The organism is Mesorhizobium sp. M7A.T.Ca.US.000.02.2.1, assembly GCF_003996995.1.
GTDB lineage: Bacteria > Pseudomonadota > Alphaproteobacteria > Rhizobiales > Rhizobiaceae > Mesorhizobium.
The window spans coordinates 1-4,097 of sequence record NZ_RZTT01000486.1; the positions used below are offsets into that span (position 1 = coordinate 1).

Here is a 4,097-nt window from a genome sequence, read left to right on the forward strand (position 1 = left end):
CATCTACACCGGCACGCCGCGCTTCACGCTTGGGATCCGGGAATATGCCGACGGCTTGAATTTCGTTGCGGTGGCGGTCGGCGTCTTTGGCGTCGCCGAGATCCTGCGCAACCTCGAAAACGAGGATGAGCGCTCCGTGATGATCCGCAAGGTCACGGGCCTTATGCCGACCCGCGAGGACTTTCGGCGCATGGCAGCGCCCATCGTGCGCGGAACGATCATCGGTTCGGCGCTCGGCATCCTGCCGGGAGGCGGCGCGATCCTGGCAGCTTTTGCATCCTACACGCTCGAAAAACGCGTCTCGAAAAACCCGCAGGAGTTCGGCAAGGGCGCCATCGAAGGCGTCGCCGGACCGGAATCGGCCAACAATGCCGGTGCGCAGACCTCCTTCATCCCGATGCTGACGCTCGGCATTCCAGCCAACCCGGTCATGGCGCTGATGATCGGCGCCATGATCATCCAGGGCATCGTGCCCGGCCCCAATGTCGCGACCGAACAGCCGGCGCTGTTCTGGGGCATCATCGCCTCGATGTGGATCGGCAATCTGATGCTGATCGTCCTCAACCTGCCGCTGATCGGGCTTTGGGTGAAGCTGCTGACGATCCCCTATTACGTGCTTTTCCCGATCATCATGGCGTTCTGCTCGATCGGCGTCTACAGCGTCAACAGCAACGTCTACGACCTCTATGCCGTCGCCTTCTTCGGCTTCCTCGGCTATCTCCTGACCAAGTTGCGCTGCGAACCGGCGCCGCTGCTGCTCGGCTTCGTGCTCGGCCCGCTGCTCGAGGAAAACCTGCGCCGCGCCATGATCCTCTCGCGCGGCGACCCGAGCACCTTCTTGACCAGACCGATCAGCGCCGGCCTGCTCCTCATCGCGCTCGCCGTGCTCGCCGTCGTCTTCCTGCCGGCGGTCAGGAAAAAGCGCGAAGAGGTGTTTGTGGAGGAGAGTTGAATTACGCCGTCGTTCCGCTTCGGTCCTGAATCTCTTCGACAGGGTCGAGCGGTGCGATCGGCACCAGCGGTGCCGGCACATCGGTCGTCTTGACCTCGGCCTTGCAGATGTCGGCGATGACGCAGGCCGGGCAATCCGGCTTGCGCGCCTTGCAGACGTAGCGGCCATGCAGGATCAGCCAGTGATGTGCATGGCGCATATATTCGTCCGGAATGATCTTCAACAATCCCTGTTCGACCTGTTCCGGCGTCTTGCCGGGCGCCAGCCCGAGCCGGTTGCCGATACGGAGAATGTGCGTGTCGACCGCCATCGTGTGCTGGCCGAAGGCCATGTTGAGCACGACATTGGCGGTCTTGCGCCCGACCCCGGGCAGCTTGACCAATTCATCGCGACTGTCGGGTACCTCGCCGCCATGGTCGCGGATCAGCGCCTGCGACAGCGCAATCACATTCTTCGCCTTGTTGCGCCACAGCCCGATGGTGCGGATATATTCGCCGACCCTTGCCTCCCCCAGCGCCAGCATCTTGTGCGGCGTATCGGCGGCCTTGAACAGCGCCCGCGTCGCCTTGTTGACGCCGGCATCCGTCGCTTGCGCCGACAGCACCACCGCGACCAGCAGCGTGAAGGCGTTGACATGTTCGAGCTCGCCTTTCGGCTCGGGCCGCTGGACGGAAAAGCGCCGGAATATCTCGTGCACTTCGGCCGGGCTGTAGCGCGAAGTGGGGCGCACAGGCCGCGGACGCGGCTTGGCGTTCGACCCGCCGTGTCGTGCGGGCAACAGCTCTTTTTTGGACAGGGAAGAATCTTTGGACTTGGGGCTTGCCATTTCCCTCCTATAATATCCCCTCATGAGCGACACAAACGCCTCGTTTCAGGCCGACGAGCCATTCTTTCAGGCGCTACTGACCCCGCACCGGTCTCTGGGCCGGACAGGCTTCTTCATCCTGATGGGCGCGCTGCTGTTCGGCTGGCTGGTGACAGGCGTGGTTTTCCTGTCGCGCGGCGCCTGGCCGGTGTTCGGCTTCTTCGGCCTCGACGTGGCCGCCGTCTACATCGCCTTTCGCATCAACTACCGGGCCGCTCGCGCCCGCGAGGAAGTCTCGGTCTCGCGCACCAGCCTCGACATCCGCAAGATCGCCCCCTCGGGGAAATCGGAAGCGCATCGCTTCAATCCGTTCTGGGCGCGGCTTTCGATCGCCCGCCACGCCGAGATCGGCATCACAGGGATGACGGTTGAAGGCGAAGGGCAGAACGTGCCGATCGGATCGTTCCTGGACCCCGATTCCCGCGAGAGCTTTGCCACCGCCTTTTCCCGGGCGCTGGCGACCGCCAAGGCACGCTGAGCCAGCCATGAGCGGCGCCTGGGCTCGAATTCCGTGTCCATCTGGGTATGCGCCGCAGGAAGGCAAGTTTCGGGTGGCGATCGACGCCCCGAGGGGCGATATTCCGGCTCAAGGAGACAGTTCCATGAGCACACACACCGCAGTCCTCAAAAAGGACATCACGCCTGAAGGCAGCGACTACGAAATCGTGCGCCGTGCCATCGAGAAGATCAGTCTCGACTATCGCGATCAGCCTTCCCTTGAAGAACTGGCCGAGGAGGTTGGCGAGACTCCGACCGGCCTGCAAAAACTCTTCACCCGCTGGGCCGGCCTGTCGCCCAAGGCCTTCCTGCAGGCGGTGACGCTGGACCATGCGCGCAGGCTGCTCGATTCCGGCATGCCGCTGCTCGAGACCTCGTTCGAACTGGGCATGTCCGGCCCGGGCCGGCTGCATGACCTGTTCGTCACCCATGAGGCGATGTCGCCGGGCGACTACAAGACACGCGGCGCCGGGCTCACCATCCGCTACGGCTTCCATTCCTCGCCATTCGGCACCGCCCTGATCATGGCCACCGAGCGCGGGCTCGCCGGCCTCGCCTTCAGCGACCCCGGCGAGGAACGCGCCGCCTTCGCCGACATGTCCAGCCGCTGGCCGAACGCCATCTATGTCGAGGACATGACTGCTACCGGTCCCTATGCCGCCCGTATCTTCGATCCGACGCTGTGGCGCCCCGACCAGCCGCTGCATGTCGTCATGATCGGCACCGACTTCCAGGTTCGCGTCTGGGAGGCGCTGCTCAAGATCCCGATGGGTAAGGCCCGCACCTATTCCTCGATTGCGGCCAGCATCGGCGCACCGTCCGCCAGCCGTGCTGTCGGTGCCGCCAACGGGGCCAATCCGCTCTCTTTCGTGGTGCCTTGTCACCGCGCCATCGGTAAATCAGGCGATCTCACCGGCTATCACTGGGGCCTGACCCGCAAGCGCGCCATTCTGGGCTGGGAAGCCGGGCAGGTATCGTAATATCGATTTTCCTCGATATTGCGAAGGAAAACATGGATATATCGGCCTTATTAAGTATAAGCGCGATTTAGACTGTGGTTTCTGCCGTTGCAACCGAGGGCAACCTCCGGTTCCTGTAATTGTTATTTTAAGCCGTTATTTTAGGTAACTCTAAATTAACCACGATAAGGTGATGATGCCCTCATATTAATCCGGACGATCCGGCTTGATAGGAGGTCCCGATGACATTGTTTCGCGCCGCCTGCGGCGCAGCTCTGCTGCTTGCCAGCATCGACGAGGCCGCGTTGGCCGCGACGCAGAATGTCATCTTCAATGGCACGATCGCGCCCACCTGCACGCTTGTCGTTGCCACCAACGGCACGATGACGGCCAGCCCCGATCTCCAGTCCCTCAGTTCCCACAACAGCGGCGGCTCGGCTGGGACCGTGACGCTGACGACGACCGGAGGTGTGTCGCTCAGCGTCGATCCGGTCACCACCATGACGGTGCCATCGGCAGACAGCACGTCGACGACCTGGACGCCGACCTACTCCGCCACCGGCGCGCATGCCATCGTCGAGACCGGCTCGGCAACCAGCATCACCACACCCGGCGCCGATCTCGTCTCGGTTCACCTCGCCGGAACCAAAGGCGGCAGCAATCGCTTCGCCAACGGCAATTATCAGGCAACGGTAACGCTGCGCTGCGAATGACGCGCAGCGAAGGAGGGGTCGTTGAAACATGTTCGAATCCTGGCGACGGCACTGGCCATCGGATTGGCGCCCATTGCCGTCAAGGCACAATCGATGTCGCCGATGCGTGG

General features: G+C 63.0%; 5 protein-coding genes. 4 read left to right on the plus strand and 1 reads right to left on the minus strand.

Annotated elements, in window-relative coordinates:
* The coding region (locus EOD15_RS29960) for a tripartite tricarboxylate transporter permease (protein ID WP_185929113.1) at positions 1–952 on the plus strand (952 nt) is incomplete at its 5' end.
* Between the two features lies 1 nt (position 953).
* On the opposite strand, the gene nth is transcribed toward EOD15_RS29960, so the two are convergent.
* Entirely contained in the window at positions 954–1,778 is an 825-nt protein-coding gene (gene nth, locus EOD15_RS29965; protein WP_127323046.1) for an endonuclease III, read from the minus strand.
* A 22-nt stretch (positions 1,779–1,800) separates the two neighbouring features.
* Here nth and EOD15_RS29970 point away from each other — a divergent pair, with 22 nt between their 5' ends.
* The 3 genes from EOD15_RS29970 (at position 1,801) to EOD15_RS29980 (ending at position 3,987) form a co-directional block, all read left to right on the plus strand.
* Positions 1,801–2,295, plus strand: coding sequence for a DUF2244 domain-containing protein (locus EOD15_RS29970; protein ID WP_127409104.1), 495 nt, complete (start codon positions 1,801–1,803; stop codon positions 2,293–2,295).
* Between the two features lie 124 nt (positions 2,296–2,419).
* Positions 2,420–3,295 (plus strand): bifunctional helix-turn-helix domain-containing protein/methylated-DNA--[protein]-cysteine S-methyltransferase, encoded by an 876-nt coding sequence (locus tag EOD15_RS29975; protein WP_024502817.1) that lies wholly within the window; start codon positions 2,420–2,422, stop codon positions 3,293–3,295.
* Between the two features lie 221 nt (positions 3,296–3,516).
* On the plus strand, positions 3,517–3,987 hold the full coding sequence (locus EOD15_RS29980) for a hypothetical protein (protein ID WP_127322476.1): 471 nt from the start codon (positions 3,517–3,519) through the stop codon (positions 3,985–3,987).
* Positions 3,988–4,097: the final 110 nt, after the last annotated feature.

Coding starts and splice junctions, on each gene's coding strand:
- EOD15_RS29970 (WP_127409104.1), top strand. CDS start 1,801: ATGAGCGACACAAACGCCTCGTTTCAGGCCGACGAGCCATTCTTTCAG.
- EOD15_RS29980 (WP_127322476.1), top strand. CDS start 3,517: ATGACATTGTTTCGCGCCGCCTGCGGCGCAGCTCTGCTGCTTGCCAGC.
- nth (WP_127323046.1), bottom strand. CDS start 1,778: ATGGCAAGCCCCAAGTCCAAAGATTCTTCCCTGTCCAAAAAAGAGCTG.
- EOD15_RS29975 (WP_024502817.1), top strand. CDS start 2,420: ATGAGCACACACACCGCAGTCCTCAAAAAGGACATCACGCCTGAAGGC.